Source organism: Thalassococcus sp. S3 (assembly GCF_004216475.1).
Lineage (GTDB): Bacteria > Pseudomonadota > Alphaproteobacteria > Rhodobacterales > Rhodobacteraceae.
Genome location: NZ_CP022303.1, coordinates 3,865,719 through 3,880,502 on the forward strand (window position 1 = coordinate 3,865,719; position 14,784 = coordinate 3,880,502).

The 14,784-nt window shown below is 53.9% G+C and carries 13 protein-coding genes and 3 pseudogenes; 9 read left to right on the forward strand and 7 right to left on the reverse strand.

From position 1 onward, the window contains the following. The first annotated feature begins 84 nt into the window (after positions 1 to 84). From CFI11_RS18990 to CFI11_RS19020, 7 genes and pseudogenes are all read left to right on the forward strand, one after another. Positions 85 to 609 carry a hypothetical protein gene (locus CFI11_RS18990; RefSeq protein ID WP_130408788.1) on the forward strand — a complete coding sequence of 175 codons (525 nt, stop codon included), beginning with the start codon at positions 85 to 87 and terminating at the stop codon, positions 607 to 609. After that, complete coding sequence (locus CFI11_RS18995; protein WP_130408790.1) at positions 606 to 1,007, forward strand: phage holin family protein; 402 nt, start codon at positions 606 to 608, stop codon at positions 1,005 to 1,007. Before CFI11_RS18990 ends, CFI11_RS18995 begins: the two co-directional genes overlap by 4 nt. After that, entirely contained in the window at positions 997 to 2,106 is a 1,110-nt protein-coding gene (locus tag CFI11_RS19000) for a DUF3618 domain-containing protein (protein WP_130408792.1), read from the forward strand. Before CFI11_RS18995 ends, CFI11_RS19000 begins: the two co-directional genes overlap by 11 nt. Before the next feature lie 76 nt (positions 2,107 to 2,182). Next, positions 2,183 to 3,127 (forward strand): YihY/virulence factor BrkB family protein, encoded by a 945-nt coding sequence (locus CFI11_RS19005; protein ID WP_130408794.1) that lies wholly within the window; start codon positions 2,183 to 2,185, stop codon positions 3,125 to 3,127. 18 nt (positions 3,128 to 3,145) lie between these two features. Further along, positions 3,146 to 4,150, forward strand: coding sequence for an endonuclease/exonuclease/phosphatase family protein (locus tag CFI11_RS19010; RefSeq protein ID WP_130408796.1), 1,005 nt, complete (start codon positions 3,146 to 3,148; stop codon positions 4,148 to 4,150). A gap of 58 nt (positions 4,151 to 4,208) precedes the next feature. Further along, on the forward strand, positions 4,209 to 4,745 hold the full coding sequence (locus CFI11_RS19015; RefSeq protein WP_256370582.1) for an AI-2E family transporter: 537 nt from the start codon (positions 4,209 to 4,211) through the stop codon (positions 4,743 to 4,745). Between the two features lie 39 nt (positions 4,746 to 4,784). Continuing rightward, a pseudogene (locus tag CFI11_RS19020) lies at positions 4,785 to 4,919 on the forward strand (IS3 family transposase); the annotation flags it as partial. 748 nt (positions 4,920 to 5,667) lie between these two features. Here the strand turns inward: CFI11_RS19020 and CFI11_RS24675 are convergent. From CFI11_RS24675 to CFI11_RS19055, 7 genes and pseudogenes are all read right to left on the reverse strand, one after another. Then, positions 5,668 to 5,997: pseudogene (locus tag CFI11_RS24675) on the reverse strand (SIR2 family protein); the annotation flags it as partial. Positions 5,998 to 6,054: 57 nt separating this feature from the next. Further along, entirely contained in the window at positions 6,055 to 6,243 is a 189-nt protein-coding gene (locus tag CFI11_RS19030) for a hypothetical protein (protein ID WP_130408800.1), read from the reverse strand. 62 nt (positions 6,244 to 6,305) lie between these two features. Further along, entirely contained in the window at positions 6,306 to 7,691 is a 1,386-nt protein-coding gene (locus CFI11_RS19035) for a hypothetical protein (protein ID WP_130408802.1), read from the reverse strand. Between the two features lie 597 nt (positions 7,692 to 8,288). Then, positions 8,289 to 9,554: a hypothetical protein gene (locus tag CFI11_RS19040; RefSeq protein WP_217358720.1), complete on the reverse strand. Its 1,266-nt coding sequence runs from the start codon at positions 9,552 to 9,554 to the stop codon at positions 8,289 to 8,291. A gap of 176 nt (positions 9,555 to 9,730) precedes the next feature. After that, complete coding sequence (locus CFI11_RS19045; RefSeq protein ID WP_130408806.1) at positions 9,731 to 11,266, reverse strand: GTPase domain-containing protein; 1,536 nt, start codon at positions 11,264 to 11,266, stop codon at positions 9,731 to 9,733. A 436-nt stretch (positions 11,267 to 11,702) separates the two neighbouring features. After that, entirely contained in the window at positions 11,703 to 12,083 is a 381-nt protein-coding gene (locus CFI11_RS19050; protein ID WP_130408808.1) for an avidin/streptavidin family protein, read from the reverse strand. A gap of 490 nt (positions 12,084 to 12,573) precedes the next feature. Further along, the gene (locus tag CFI11_RS19055) at positions 12,574 to 13,446 is read right to left on the reverse strand and encodes a LysR family transcriptional regulator (protein WP_130408810.1); all 873 of its coding nucleotides are present in this window, start codon (positions 13,444 to 13,446) and stop codon (positions 12,574 to 12,576) included. 93 nt (positions 13,447 to 13,539) lie between these two features. On the opposite strand from CFI11_RS19055, the pseudogene CFI11_RS24680 reads away from it, so the two are divergent. Continuing rightward, positions 13,540 to 14,061 (forward strand): annotated as a pseudogene (locus tag CFI11_RS24680) (aminopeptidase P family N-terminal domain-containing protein); the annotation flags it as partial. A gap of 257 nt (positions 14,062 to 14,318) precedes the next feature. After that, positions 14,319 to 14,777 carry a Xaa-Pro peptidase family protein gene (locus tag CFI11_RS24530; RefSeq protein WP_254448962.1) on the forward strand — a complete coding sequence of 153 codons (459 nt, stop codon included), beginning with the start codon at positions 14,319 to 14,321 and terminating at the stop codon, positions 14,775 to 14,777. Positions 14,778 to 14,784 lie beyond the last annotated feature (7 nt).

Sequence of the window (14,784 nt, forward strand, 5' to 3'; positions counted from 1 at the left end):
CAATGTTTTTTACCTTATCGGACTGATCGTCGTCGTTTTGGCCATCGTCAGCTTCGTATTCTAAGCCAATCACCGGAGAACGTTATGTCGACACCGAACGAGCCGGGAGATACCGGAGCACAATCCAGCACAAGGCAGGCAAAAGAGACGTCCGCTGAACTTGCCGGGCAGGCCAAAGCCGCGGCACAGAACGTTGCCCAGGACGCAGCGTCCGCCGCATCGAGACAGGCTGAAGCAGCAAAAAGCGTCGCAGCTGAGGAACTGTCGGGCGTCGCATCGGCATTGCGCACTGCAGCCGAAGAAATGCGCAGCGGTTCACCGCAAGAGCGAACCTTTGGTCAGATCGCCGAAGGGCTGGCGGATGCGTCTGAAGCGATGCGGAACAAGGATCTGGGCGAGATGGTGCACGATGTCAGCGCCTTTGCGCGCAGAAACCCACTGCTGTTTCTCGGAGGGGCTGCCCTGATCGGATTTGCTGCCACACGGTTTGCCAAAGCGTCGGACACTGGCACATCTGTTGTCGCACAACCCACTCCGCTTACGTCCAGTCCTTCCGTGACCACACCACAAGACATATCCGGCAAAACCGCACCCGGAGACTTCAGATGAGCGATGATCGGACAAACAAGAGCGCCGGAACATTGCTGTCGGACGCCTTGAACAACGTGAGCGGACTGGTGAGCAACGAGGTTGATCTGGCTCGCGCCGAAGTTAGTGAAAACGTGAACAAGGCGGGAGTGGCTGTCGGGTTGATCGGGGGAGCGGCGATCATTGCACTGGTTGCCCTTAACGTTCTGGCAGCGGCCCTTGTCGCGGCTTTGACCGAAGCTGGTCTGGATGCCGGCTGGGCGGCCCTGATCATTGGGGCCCTTCTGGGTGCGGCCGCCTATGCCCTGATGAGCAAAGGGTTGAATGACCTCAAACTCTCAAGCCTCGCCCCCACGCGGACAGTAAAGAACGTCCAGCGCGATGCCGCAGCCGTAAAGGAATCTTACGATGACAAATGAGACCCGCAGCCCAGAAGAAATCGAACGCGAGATCGAAGAGCAGCGGTCGGATCTCTCGTCCAATATCGAGGATCTTCAAGACAAGTTCTCGATCGACACGTTAGTGCGCCAGATTGGTGATCAGTTCCGCGAGCATGGCGGTGAGATGGGCCGCGCGATTTCCAATCAGGTCAAGGCAAACCCGATCCCTCTGGCACTGACCGGCATCGGATTGGCCTGGTTGATGATTGGCGGATCAAGCAGGCCACAGCCGCGGCACGACGTTTACCACGACAGTGACCGCAGAGCTTACAGCGCCGCCGAACGCGATTTCCGCCAAACGCGTGAGGTGCAAGGCCGCCCCTACACACCTCCAACATATCCTCCTCAAACCACAGCGGGGCCGTCTTGGGCGAGCGAGGACCATGCTGGTCCGACAGTGGGAGAGCGATTAGCAGATGGCACCGAGACCATAAAGGAAAAGGCCTCTGGCGGTGCGCAATCCGTGAAGGCCGGGGTCTCGGGCGCCGGTTCGGCGGTCGGTGATGCAGCGGCTTCGGCGAAAGCGTCGGTGGCGCTCACTGCTCAGTCTGTACGCGATGGTCTTTCTGCAGCCGGGAGCCGGATCGCAGAAGGCACCGAGACACTCAGCGAAGAAGGCCGTCGGCGGGTGATTGCGGCACGCAGGAGGGCCGTTGAAATGCGGCAATTCGCTGCGCGGTCCATGGGTGATGGCTCAGACAGGGTCGCGGATTTTTATGATCGGCAGCCTTTGGTCATGGGCGCACTTGCCCTAGCGGTTGGCGCGGCCATCGGAGGTGCCCTGCCACGTACGAAGACCGAGGATGATCTGATGGGCTCTCGGAGCGATAGCCTCTTTGACGAGGCCGAACGCATCTTTGAGGAAGAGAAAGCCAAGGCCGCGTCGGTCGCGGCCTCTGTTCAGGAAGAGGTCCAGGCCATCGCGGATGAGACCAGGGCCGATCTCGACAACGACGCGCCGGGCGACAAATCGGCTGTGCAGGCCGTTGGTGACAAAGCCAAGAGCACAGCAAAACGTGTTGCGGACAAGGCCAAGTCTGAAGCGATCGACAAGAACCTCGGCAAACCCAAGAGTTGAGCCGGACTTAGAAAAAGGGGGAACCTACATTCCCCTTCTTAGGTTGGTTTTGACCTAAGAACGCGAGGGTTTTGCCATGTCACGCGGTCGCGCCGCTGAGAAACCAACCGATATTCCGGCGCCCGGGTGGAAGGACATAGCTATCCGGGTCAAGGATGAGATTTCGGCGGACCGCGTTGGGCTGATTGCCGCGGGCGTCTCCTTTTACGGGCTGCTGGCCCTTTTCCCTGCGATCACAGCGCTTATCGCGATCAGCGGATTGCTGGTGGAGCCGAGCCAGGTCGTCACGCAACTGGAACGCCTTTCAGGCCTCATGCCCGAGGAGGTGATCACGATCATCACACAGCAGGCGACCGAAGTTGCCGGATCGCGAGACGGGGGCTTGGGGCTTGCTGCCGCCATCGGTCTGCTGATCGCAATCTACTCGGCATCCAAAGGTATGGCGAGCCTCATGGAAGGCATCAATATCGCCTATGACGAGGAAGAGAAGCGGAGCTTTATCAAGCTCAAGCTCGTCACACTGGCCCTGACCATGGTTTTGTTGCTGGGCCTGATCCTCGCCCTCGGAGCGATGCTGGGATTTCCCGCAATCCTCGCGGTAGTGGAGCTTGGAGCGATATTTGAAGTCTTTATGACCTTTGGCCTCTGGATCGGGTTGCTTGCCCTCACTGTGTTTGGGCTTTCGATCCTTTACCGTTATGCGCCTTCTCGCGATAACCCGGAATGGGCATGGGCGTCGCCAGGTGCTTTGGTGGCGTGTCTTGTCTGGTTGGTTGCGTCAGTGGGGTTTGCATTCTACGTCAGTAACTTCGGCTCCTACAATGAAAGTTTTGGCACCTTGGCTGGTGTCGTAGTGTTGCTGATGTGGTTTTGGATTTCGGCGTTTATCATCCTGTTGGGTGCTGAACTGAATGCAGAATTGGAAGCGCAGACGCGCAAGGATACAACCACTGGGCCGGATGAACCGATGGGGTCGCGGGGCGCCGTGAAAGCTGACCGCTTGGGTGAAACCATCAACTGAAACGATCATGTGAACTGAATGCTGAACTGGATTTTCTGGCTCATCGGGGCGATCCTCCTGACCGTCACGCTGCTGCCACTTACGAACAGTGTGACGTGGTGGGTGCGGATGTGGGATTTCCCCCGTCTTCACATCGCGACTTCGGCCTTGATCGTTCTTCTCCTAGGCCTGCCACTGGTTACATCGTTCAAGCCGCTGTTCGTCTCGGTTCTCGGTGGGGTCTTCATATATCAAGCCGCACAGATTTTTCCCTATACGCCGCTGGCTGATCCCGAGATCGAGTTGCAGTCCGCATCACAGCCCAGTGATGAAGTACTGCTGATGTCGGTCAACGTTTTGATGGACAACAAACGGCACGATGACCTGAACGCGATAATCGAACGCGAAGATCCCGATGTTCTGCTGCTGATGGAGACCGATGCAGCCTGGAACGAAGCACTTGAAGATACGCTTGCCGGATACGCGACGACCAAACGTCACATCGCCGATGACTTTTACGGTCTCATCTTCGCGACCCGGTTGGAAGCGGAACAGGTCGAACTTCTCTGGCCGGTCGCGGACGACACGCCTGCGGTGCGCGCCTCACTAACCTCGCCCAATGGCGTCACATTCAACTTCATTGGCCTGCATCCACGCCCACCGGTTCCCGGCAACTCGACAGCAGTGCGAGACCAGCAGATCAAAGACGCCGCTTTAATGACCCAGTCCACGGAACGCCCCACCATCGTCATGGGGGACTTCAACGATGTTGCCTGGTCCTGGACGACGAAGCGGTTCAAGCGATACGGGAACCTGCTTGAACCGCGGGTCGGTCGCGGCATGCTGTCGAGCTTCCACGCAGATCGAATTTTGATGCGCTTTCCCATCGACCAAGTCTTCATGACCGAAGATGTCGGCCTTGTTTCGTTCCGTCGTCTTGAGAAGTTTGGATCAGATCACTTTCCCCTAACGGCAACCATCTTCCTCGAAAACCCGGGCTCGACCGCGGGAAACGAAGGGACGCGCCATGACGACGGAGAATAAGTTCGCACAAGCGATGTCAGATAAAGCTCTGCGGCGTTTGTAGGTACCGATCATCGGCATCTTTTGCCTTCTGCTTTTGCAGGCTTTGGTGTGGGCCGGCGACTTCCTGGTCCCTATCACGGCCGCGTTTCTTGGGTACTTCGTTCTGAATAGCCCGCGTCGGCTCCTGTCCAGACTGGGTATCGCGCCGGTTGTATCGGCTGCGGTCTTCACGGCAATCCTTGCTGCGCTCATTTCATTGTTGCTCGTGCAACTCAGCGCGCCGGCGGCCCAATTCATCGAAGATCTTCCCTTGCTCATGGAAGAGATCAATCAAAAGCTCTCAGCAGCAGGCGGCACACTGGAAGCGATAAACGATGCGGCTGTCGCGGCAGAGAAAATCATCGAAGAGCAGGATGCCGAAACCATGGAAGTCGAGGTCGTGTCGGACACCGGAATTGCCGCGGCGATCTTCAGCATGGCGCCTGCTTTCCTCAGCCGCATTTTGTTTGCGCTTACTCTGCTGTTCTTCCTGGTCGCTTCGGGCGACATGTTTCTTGCCAAAGCGGTGCAGAGTTTTGACAGCTTTGCCGAAACCTGGTCTTCCCCGACTTAATTGGTCCTCGGCTATGTTTAGGAAAACGGGAGGAAACACATGGCCAACAAGCGACCCAAACCGGAAGAGATTGTCAGGAAGCTACCGCAGGTTGAGGTTCTGACGGGACAAGGCATGCCACGTCTGGATGCGATCCGTCAGATTGGTGTGACTGAACAGACGTATTACCGCTGGAGTGCAGGCGGATAGAGAAAAGCGTCCAGTGGACGGTTTTCCAGCCAAACAAGTATGGTGGGATGGGCACGGACTGTTGATTGTCACTGAGAACTGACCCGTAGAGGCCTTCAAGCGCGATACGGATTGGCGCGCAATGCGGTTTGTTCGCTGGCCCATCCTCGCCGTCAAGTTCACCCGGCAATTGCAGCACCATCGCCATCAACCTGTCGAGTTGGCGTGTATAAAAGCCCAGGTACTTCTCTCCTTCAATGCGCGTCTCGGACTCTTCACGATGCGCGAGCCGATACTCACTGGGCCGCGTGGGCGCGAAGGCGCAGGTCCGCAGCGGAGAGGGTCGGTCGGTCTTGTCCGCTGCGGCGCGGCTGGGCGCCGACAGGTGATCCGCGAGCTCCGAAAGCGCCGCTTCATCGTCAGCATCAATTGACGGCCAGTTCAACAGTACGCAAAGCGCAGAGGTGTCTTGCCGATGCAAAGAGCCGCCAGCCTCATCGGGAGGGTCCAGCTCCTCCGCCATGTCGGGACCCACAGTCCCAACGGCCTTGATCAGATCCGACAGGATCCCTGCAGGTGTCCTCCCGCCTGCCTTGCCGTCCTCCCACTTGTCTACCTCAGCGCGCAGACCGTTAGTCAACCCCAGCACACGATGCAGCCAATCAATGGCATATGTCTTTTCGTTCTTGCCCCCCGGTTCGGACTGGTATGTGAGTTGGCCCGAGCCATAGAAAATCGTGTGTACCCCGTAACGCATATAAAGGGCTGCCGTGAACTTTGTCCGGGCCGCAAAACCCTTCTCCGCAGGCAATAGGGCCATGGATGTATAGCCGATCGTCCGGTCCCGATTTGAAATGAATTGGCGCAGCGGACGTAGAAGATCCGTTTCTTCCATCCCCAAGCCAAGAAACAAAAGGGGCGCCCCCGAGAAAGCAGCCTGTATTCCCTCGTCAATCGTTGGTCGATTTCGGTCATCGGTGAGATAGAGCTGCATGTAGTCGTGTTCGGTAATGACGAGGCTGTCATCAAGTGTCGCGCGTCCGTGCAAATGAAAGACGCTCGCCCCGGCCTCCCCGCTCTCCATCGCAAAACGGGTGAGCTGTGACGCATTCTCCGGCGAGAAGCAGGTGTCGCGCAGAACTCACCCTATGGGGTCGCTGCGCATATCGTTTTCTCCCGGCCATTCCGGCGCCGGACCTGCGCCGGGAAGCTCGACAGGCGGGGGATCAAAGGCGCGGTAGCCCATGTCCTGGAAGTACCGCTCAATCTCAAAGTCATAGTTGGTGGTGATATATCGATTGACCTTAAGCTCGCCGTGTATCTTCGGCATCGGGTCAAAACGATCGGCAAGGATGGAACGGCGCGAAGTGAACGCATCAATCTTCGGGCGGCTTAGCGGGTGCGGAGAATCCTCCAGAGCAAATTCGCCTTCGCTTCCATCAGGTGCTGGCCCGATGTTACCCTCTGCTGAAATCCCAAGTTCCTAAAAGGATCCTCAGAAAGACAAAGCCCTAGGCTCACCAAGTACCTCGAACTCGGCGTGAGGTAGTCCCGCGTTCCTCCCGCCTTTTCTACTCGTTCGAGGTACTCCTTCAGGTCCGCGAGCGCAGCATCCAGAAAATGCCGCCACGCTTCGATTGTATTCGCGCTCTTTGCGACTTTCTTCATTTGAACCATCGCGCGATCAATTCGGAATGGCGTGAGAACCGCGTAGCGATCCTCGTTTTCTCGAATACCTTTGATATCGCGACGTTGTTTCTCTCGACTGAAAACACCGAGTTCACTCTCGAAGCGAGTAAGTCGCCTGCCCAATTTAGGATCAACCGCCTCCCCATCACGGTCTTCGTTCCGAAGCAGCCCTTGTCTGAGCAAAAGCATCGCGTGCAGCGTTTCATCCACAAGAAGCGTCTTCGCAAGCGCCGCAAAACTCAGTTGAGATTCTGGGCGAATATTGAGGTGGAAGTAACTACGCAATGAAAGGCTATATGCAAAGAACAACTTGCCGCGGGCTGTAGCTAGGCTGCCTCCAGGCGCATTGAGGTGTTCACTCAGCACCGCGTGAAAAGCGGCGGTGCCTTCTGTAGGGGCGTCTGTACATTGTGTGAAGCTAGCCCCCAGCCAAGCCTGACGTAAAACGTCAACATAGAGCGTGCCTTGGTCCGCGACCGTCTCCGGCAAAAACAATCGTTGATGCCTTAACAGCTCCGCGTGCAACTGCTGGGCAATCTCGAACTTCACAGGCAATTCTTCACCGCCCGGGAAATGACCACCTCCTTTCAACGTCTGGTCGAACGTCACCCGCAAGCTGTCTACCTTCGCCCGCGCCGCTTCTATCGCCCGTTTGCGCCCCCTTAACCATTGCCACACGTTGTGTTCGTGTTGCTGGATAAGCGCCGGCTTATGAAGCTTGTCGCTAGGATGAAGCGCTTGCCAAAGTTCCGACTCAAGAATGTCTTTCGCGTGATGGCTTTCATCATTTGTGAGGTGAGGGGTCAGCAGTTGGATCTGAAAGCTGATCCAATCTAGGGAAGCCTTTGTGATGGCTTCAAACCTGTCTGCTTCCTGCTCGACCGTGCGGCGCTGCTCTTTCTCCCAGCTGCGCCAGGTCAGACGCCTGTAGCTCATTGATACGCCGGATCCTACGAAGGCCGTCAAATTGCGGGCGTGGATTGCTCTAAAAAGCAACTGCTTGGCGCGAGCCTCGATTAAACCTGCATCAAGCGTGTCGTCTATTTGGTGAATTGTATACGGCCAAAACTGCAGTTGTTCGCGAACCACGTCGAAATAGGGGGCGTTTATCCTATCGCTTTTGCTGACGGGCTCGTCGCTGTCTTCCTCCGCTGAACTCGTCCTACCCCCAGAATGAAATTACACTGTCATGAACAAATTTTGACCAAAATTAGGCATTGAGAACGTCTAGCAGTAAGGATCGCGTATCTAATGTGAAGCGGTAGTTAATTGAAAAAGTAACTGATTTTTTGAAATCACTTTCTTGAGTAAATTGACACCGACAGCTACCTGTGAGATTTGAACGCCGACGCAAGCTAACTATCTCTCGTTTGCTGATCCTCGATGAGACGGAGATCAAAAGTATCGTTGATATGGAACCCTACGAAGATAGCCACAAATAGCAGTGCGGGGCGAGCGGTCGAAAAGACTCTACGTAAGATCGCGCCCGAACTCATAGTTCCTAGTTATCGTTACTTCAATGTTTCGGCAGCATCGCAATCAACAAACGCATGATCAACCTTGCTCACTAAATCTGGAACGCACAGACCTCCTATCCTTAAACGATTGGTACTGTTGAGTTGCACGGCATTGCAAGGAAAAGGAACATGACAAAAGTCTGATAAGCCCAAAAAATCGCGCAGGAAATCATTGAGAAACTATCCAAATCAGATTGGCTATCAGTTCGTCATCGTTCATCTGATTGGCGTCGTTTTGTGAAGATCTTTGTCCATTTCTCCAAGGGCCGTCATAGTCTGCAAGGAACGACCTCGCAGCCAGCCGTGATGCAGGACCCCAATCACCGTCAACATCGATTGGAAAGTCTTGTTCCTGAAGGAAGGTCTGCGCACCAACGATATCACTATTAGTGGCAACTGGAACGGATGGACTGACAGGGACCTCTTCAAGCAAGTTGGCCAACGTATCCACCTGCAATCTCAATCCTTCAATATCCTGTCGAATCGCAGTTTGCCGGGGCACCGATTCACTGGAGACGGAGGCTATCAGAGCAGATAGGGTCGCAATACTGTCAGCTACCAAACGCTCTTGCTGTTGGATTTCAGTTAGAAGTGAAATCCTCTGAGATATCAGTGCATCTCGACTATTGAAGTTCTCGGCAATCGCTCCATTCTCGCGAAGTCTTTCCTGAACACTCGCTATTTGACTACTGATATCTCGCAATGATGACGTCCTCGCAGTTATTTCTAGCGATAGAGCCTCAAGATCTCTGTTCAAGGCTTGCCACCTTTCCTCAGTGCGTTCTGCACCATCCGCAAGCTGGCGAAGTAATTGTGCCTGAGATATCACCGTTGGCTCTTCATCGAGCAACCGCTCAATGGCCTCAAGTCTGGTACCTAGAGAGGAGAGCGCGACCTCGGCCTCAGAAGTCGCCGTAGATATGTTGGTTACTCGTTGCGTCAAATCGAGACTCTCCAAGTCGACTTCGACCTGAAAATACTCTGTTTCGATTTCTTTCAATCGTTCAGCCAGCCTGCTCTCGAACGCTCTTTCTAAGTCAGTCACTCTCCAAAAGGAAACTCCAGCGACCGCGAGACTAAATGTAGTTAGCCCATACAAGATGGCCGCACCAAAAGAACTCAGCTTTTCACCCCTAGTGCCTGCTTTCGACTCTGCCAAATCAATATTCGCTTCATTCTCCAAGGGAGGCGCTTCAGTTGAACCTTCGATAGCGGTTTGCTTCGGATGCTCATGCACTTCGGCACTTTCGTTATCCATATATGCTGCTGCCAATTTAGAGCAGAAATCATATACCTCGCTAATATCATCTTTCGCGGCTTCTTGATTCTTCGCGACGATCAGCCTATCAAATTGCGGGGCGAGGCCTTCCTCCAATCTTCTTGCAATGTCTCTTTCTACTTCACTCGGAAGAGTATCCTCCGTGACCAAAAGCAAGTAACGGGACCTTCCGCCGTCCGAAGCTTCGTTGAACCGCAGTCGAGTAGCGTTTCCTCCAGGAAAACTACCTTCTACACGGAGTGAGGGAATCCGCAGTTTTCTCAGAGAGCGACTTGCGCCTTTAGGCACGAATATATCTGCAGTCGATCCGATATTTATCAGAATCCGAAACACTACTGATCAACCTGACTGGCCGACTCCGCATTCTCTGTAGCTACGTCGACCTGCTTTGCATGCTCAGCAAGTGTGACCGTCGGATACGGCCCTGACCGACCAAGAGCACTAAGGTGCTCAGCGTTTTTGTCGAAGCGCTTCTCAGTAGAAAGCGAGAGCATTTGCACAGCCTGCATCGCTGACAACGCATCGCCCACCATCCAAGAACAACCTCTTTCTGAAACTCCAAACCGGTCGCCAATTTCACAAGCAAGTCTGCTAAGTGAATCGAAGTCCAAGCTCTGCAGTGTGTCGGCGAACTTTGGGTTTCCTCCGTGTTTTCCTGTATTCAAATAAAGCAAAAAACTTCGAACTTTATACAAACTACCGGCAGACACTAAACTCTCATCTCTCTTGCTGCCGTAGTAGAACCCCTGAAAATACTTTCTCGCTTCTAGGTTTACTTCATCTTGATCGCGCCCCTGTTTGAGTAGCTCGCTCCAGGTCCTCAGTTCATAGTTTCTTGAATCACTCAGGCCAGTTGGTTCCAGCCAATTCACATCCACCATAAACACCAGGGTATCGGCGCGAAATGCACTGCAGAGCGTTATATGGTCTCCCATATTTTCGCCTGGTGCATCAAGTACGGTGACGTCAACCGCTTCGTTTTCGCCGTCATTTTCATTGAGGCGATGCGTCTTGGACTCAACGACTATTGTCGTATCCAAGTCACTAGTGCTCTGGCAAAAAGTAGACTTACCACTTCCAGGTGGACCTATGAGTATGGCTTGCCGCGGCAAACTATCTCTTGCGATCCCACCGAGGAAGAGCCTAGCCGTATCAGCACTAAAGTGATGAGCTTCGGTCAACTTCTGGAAGAGCACCATGTAGATCCAACAGAAATATCCGATTGATATTGTGAGGATGGATGCGATGCCCCAAGTCAAAAGGGTATATTTGCTACTTGAGGGAATAATTGCCGCTACAGGTGCCTCTTCAACAACTATCCCTGTGCCAGTTTTATCTCCAACGAAGTATGCTTGGATCGCGACAACACCAACAGAAAACAAGAACCAAAAAAACCACGCATCGCCAGCCCCTCCCCTGGCACTACCTTTCAAGTTTTTTGGTTCAGTTTGGGAGCTTGGCTTTCCATTTCGCACAAAGGCTACAAGTTTCTTTTTTAAGTTCCCCAGTATTTTCGCGTCATCATCAGCAGCACGCTCCACGAACAATTTCAACACGCCAGTAAAGAACGCGACCAAGAGCATGACGTGAGGAGCTTGTGAGCTTACAATGTAGCTATTGAGATCCAGCACCAACTTCGGGTCTGTTTCGGTCAGAATATCATCCTTGAATGCATCATTAACCAGGAAGAACAGGGTTAAGCTACCTAGCATGAGGAAAAAGATGGGCGCAATAACCGCAAATCTCATGTTGTTCCGGTACCACATCAATCGGCGGTTCCAGCTTTCTGGCAGCTCTTCGACCATTGTAATTCTTATGTACTGGTAGAGCATCAGGCATGCGATACCGATTGCTATTCCAATTGCCATACTAAAATACCTTCAAATCGCTGATTTGTGGTCCATCTTTGGTTCGACTGGGCTTTGTGTCAAGAAAGCTCCACCGGCTACTTTCATAGCTCACGGACGTCCTTAGAGCGGGCTGTTTTTCCTTGTTCGCCCAACTGCCACACGAATTTTGGTCTAAATGCCTTCTCAATGCTGTACTATTCGCACGGCAGCGCTCCGGATACCGCTATCCACAAAATATGCGCTTCGGTGTTGCCTATGGGATCGTAGACGAGGTTAGCAAGACAGCGAAGCGCGCCCAACAACAGTCTTTGACCTCCACCCAACAAATTGTCAGGCTTGGTTGGCAGATCGTGGACAAATCTCGGGACAAGGCAATTAACCGCTCGTCACTTTGGACAAGGAATCGGCTCGTTCAAATCAGCTACTTCGATGCCGTCAGCGGTATGCCAAAGAGCTATCTCTTTGCAAATTGATCGCTGCCAGTTCGGGTAGACGCCCAAAGTGCTTCGGCTTCAGCGGAGTCTTTGACATCGCTTTCATGCAAGAAGTGCGCATCGATAACGGGGTTCCCCGGCTCTCCCCGTACCTGACCCACCCAAGCAACAACTGTACCGAACATCTCGTATGTTGCGGTGAACGATACTCTGTCCCCGTTCGCCCAGCCGACTATGGGCGCTTTGATGACTTGGCCACCGTCACTCACGCCGGAATCGAAATTTCCAGTCAACGAGTTACCGTTTTGGTGCAGTTCGAGAACTGAGTTCTTGGTGTTGACCCACTTACCTGAAAAATCCATGTGAAATCCCCAAAAATAACCACGAGTACTTGACGCCATCACTAATGCTCATTGAATTGAACCAGCCAAATTCCCATACGACAAAAAATTAGGTTCCATTGGGTTCGGCCCCGTATCAACAGGTGACAGGCTCCCGGCTCCAATAAATTACTCTTTAGGTCAAATATCCTGGCTTCACTTCAGCAACACTGTAGTTGGATGCAGCCTCTGTAGAGGCGGCGCAAGCAAGTGAGAAACTCCTTGAGACGTACTCTGCCCACCTCAGACTGAACCGCCCCTTGTTTGCCGGAGACCCAGAAGTACAGATACTGGGTCCCATTATTGTTACCGCTGAGGTAGCCATTTTAGGTGCGCTGACACGCTTTTGGTGAACTGGCGGAATTCAAGCAAAAGAGTTCAGTATGCTCCATCTCTTTCACGCCGACTTCGTCAATTCGCGCCACGATGGGCGCTGCCTCGGCCGCCATACGCTCTGGGATCACCCTCGAAAGTAGTAGAATATGGCACTATGCAATCACCGCTCACGACATCAATTGCCACAAAGATATTGAACCAAATTTCTGCATCCGGTTGATGGACCCACGTGATCCTGCCAGATCAGAAAATACCCCTTTCCGGTCATTGTGGACGCGTCGTCAAGTACCACAAGCTTGCCCGTCTCCAACTCCTCCGCCAGCAATGCGCAGCTACCTAGAGCTATCCCTTCTCCCGAAAGGGCGCGGCCGATCGAATGGCTATAACTTGGACATACTATCCTGGGTAGGTCATGAAACTTTTTCTGCTTCACCCGCCACACCTCCCAATTGATCCATTCGGGAGCTTCACGTTGGTAGTCCAACAGAGACGCGCCTTTTGGGTCATTTGCAAAACGCCGAGCCGCCCAGGGAGATGAGACAGGCGCCAGCTCTTCTTGCATCAAGAGCTCACCGTACCACCCTTCTGGCACACCATCCGCGTATATTATGGCGACGTCATTCGAGTCAGAAAGCAAGTCCCGTGGATCATCAGCGATGACAGTTTCAACCGGATGAGAAGCAACGCTCAGCGCAAACGACCTCAACCTTTTGTAGAGCCAAAACACAGATACGGCGGAGTTGGCAGCAATACGAACACTTTGCGAGGACGGCACCCTAGCCTGGTTCAGTGAGGTTTGGAGGTAGTCCAGAGACATCGCAACCGGGTCGGCCAGTCTTTCTCCGGCTAAGGTAAGTCTCAGACCCCGAGCGCCACGCTCAAACAGCTCGTAACCAAGCCACTCCTCCAACTGCTTGATCCGCTTGCTGACCGCCGCCTGTGACACGTAAAGCTCCGACGCTGCGGCACCGAAGCTACCCGCACGGCTGCAGGCTTCAAAGAAGATCAGAGTGTCCAGTGGCGGGAGGGATTTTCGGCGCAAAGTCATTCCCTTTGGTTATGCCTAGCTCTGAGATTTTTCAATGTTTTCTGCCAAGATCACACCGACTAGTTTCGGGTGGATTTCTGAGAGGCAGTACACATGGCAAATTTTGACTGGCACGCAGAACGTTTTGATTTAGCTGGTATCGCGCTTCTCGATCGTGCACCCGAGAGCGAGGGTATCGACCTGAGTGCGGTGCGCCTTTATCGCCTCCGGCGTGTGCGCGAGCAGATGAAGCACTACGGTGTCGATGCGGTCATTCTGTCCGACCCTATAAATATTCATTATGCGACAGGCGCGCGAAATATGCAGGTGTTTTGCCAACGCAATGCACCGTCGCGGTACCTTTTGCAGACGGCTGAAAGGTCGATCTTGTTTGAATTTACAGGGTGTCTTCACCTTGGCGAGGGATATGAGACGATTGACGAAGTGCGCCCCTCCAAAACCGCCAGCTTTGTCGCTGCCGGTCCGGAAATTCACGCCCGTGAAATGGCCGATCTGATCGGCGAACTCGTCGGCCCGGGTGCGACGATCGGTCTGGAAAGGCTCAACGCAGGAACAGCAATCGCTCTGAAAGAGTGTGGCTTGCGCATAGTGGATGCGCAACAACCTGTTGAAATGGCCCGTGCGGTGAAATCGAGCGAAGAGATGAAGTGCGTGAACGCATCACTCCGCGCGACAGAGAACGGCGTTGCCAGACTGCGTGAGGCGATCCGGCCCGGCATGACCGAGAATGAGCTTTGGTCCGTGCTGCACCAGTCTGTCATCGCGCAGAACGCAGATTATTGTGAGACACGGTTGCTCAATGCAGGCGCTCGGTCAAATCCCTGGTTCGAGGAAACCTCCAGCAATGTGATCGGAGAAAATGACTTATCGCATTGGATACGGACGTTGTTGGCTGCCACGGATATTATTCTGACTTCTCTCGTACGTTCCATGCCGGACCCGGAAAGCCTACCCAGACGCAACGCGACCTTTACAAGGTTGCGCATGAACAGGTGTCCCACAACATGGGAATCCTTCGCGCCGGGATGAGTTTCCGGGACTACGCCGATCGGGCATGGGACATTCCGGAAAAGTACTACGAAAACCGTTACTATCTGTCCGCCCACGGCTGCGGCATGACCGGAGAATACCCCTATTTGTACCACAAAGGGGATTTCCCCGACGCGGGATACGATGGGGAGATCGTGGCAGGCATGACCATTTGCGTCGAAAGCTACATAGGTGAATCTGGTGGCAAGGAAGGTGTGAAACTCGAACAGCAAGTCCTCGTCACCGAGACCGGCATCGAACTGCTGTCGCGCTTTCCTTTTGAGGAGGAGTTGCTGCGTTAGAATTTTG